A 1,419-nucleotide genomic window follows, 5' to 3' on the forward strand; every position below is an offset into this window, starting at 1 on the left:
TTACTATAACTTGGTAGTGAATCTGGGAGGATGCGAAGGATAGGTGGGAGACTGAGGAAGTCAGGCTTTAGGGCTTGGCGGAGTCAACGGGAGATACCACCCATGCCCATTGTTCGGGTTCTAACCTACTCCCTCACAGGGAGAGGGACACTATCAGGCGGGTAGTTTGGAGGGTCGCCTCCCAAAAATGTAACGGAGGCTTCCGAAGGTTAGTTCAGGAAGTTTGGAAATCACCCATAGAGTGCAAAGGCAAAACAATAGCGAACTGTGAGATAAACAAGTCGAGCAGGTGCGAAAGCAGGGGCTTTGATCCGGCGGTGTCGTATGGAAGACCGTCGCTCAACGGATAAAAGGTACTCCGGGGATAACAGGCTGATCTGAGCCAAGAGTTCACATCGACGCTCACACTGTGGCACTCAATGTCGGCTCATCGCATCCTGGGGATGAAGAGGTCCCCAAGGGTTTGGCTGTTCGCCAATCAAAGCGGTACGGAGCGGGTTTCAGAACGTCGCGAGAAAGTCCGGTCCCCTGGTGGAGCGTAGAAACTTGACGGATGCTGACCTTAGTACGAGAGGACCGGGTTGGACTAGCCACTGGTGTACCTGTTATCGTGCCAACGGTAATCGCAGGGTAGCTAAGCTAGGTAGAGATAAACGCCGATACATGTACTACAAGTGAAGCTCGTCCAGGGAGAGAGGGTTCCCAAGAGGCTCTGGAAGACTACCACGTAGAGGAAGCCTGGGAGTGTAAGTGTGGTGACACACTAAGCTGACCAGTACTAATGACCCATCGGCTTGACCACTACTTTTATATTGGTTGTCTTTTGATTAATCAAAAAGACATACAAAAGTAAGAAGTTAAGTGTTGTAGAGCAATGAAGTTGCTTTTGGAAAAGTCAATTAAAAAGAGCTAAGAAGTACTCTAAAGAAATTTTGCTTATTCAAATCAAAGAAAAAAAGAGAAAAAGATATTTGCAATTAAATAAAAAGATATTAGCATAGTAAGCTTTTGTTAAATAAAGAAAAACTTATAAGTTAGCTACAATAACTAACGGCTTAGTTATTGTAAAAGAGTTCTGGTGACCCTATCGAGGGCCCACCCGTTCCCATCCCGAACACGGAAGTTAAGCCCTCTGGGGCCGATCATGTACTGCCTTCTCGTTGGGAGGTTGGGAAGTAGGTAGTCGCCGGATTCTATTTTTTTAAATCATATTTTTTCTTCTTAATCTTCTTTTTCTTTTCTTCATCTTTCTTCATTTTCTCTCTATAAATTATTTCTAAACCTATGCTTTAGAGTTTTCTTATTTCCCTTTAATTTATTCATAACTTGTTTCATATCTTCCCAAACTTCGCGTTTTTTTCAGGGACACGTAAAAGAAAAGCAGGATGAAAGGTTGGCATTACGGGAATGCCTTGGAAA

At 44.3% G+C, this 1,419-nt stretch carries 2 rRNA genes (1 of these 2 running past the window's edge); both read left to right on the top strand.

The annotated features are described in order from the left end of the window. Positions 1–802: ribosomal RNA gene (locus IPK14_23600) — 23S ribosomal RNA — on the top strand (it extends 2,111 nt beyond the left edge of the window). A 272-nt stretch (positions 803–1,074) separates the two neighbouring features. Next, a 5S ribosomal RNA gene (rrf, locus tag IPK14_23605) occupies positions 1,075–1,192 on the top strand. Positions 1,193–1,419 lie beyond the last annotated feature (227 nt).

It is taken from the genome of Blastocatellia bacterium (assembly GCA_016713405.1).
Lineage (GTDB): Bacteria > Acidobacteriota > Blastocatellia > Chloracidobacteriales > JADJPF01 > JADJPF01.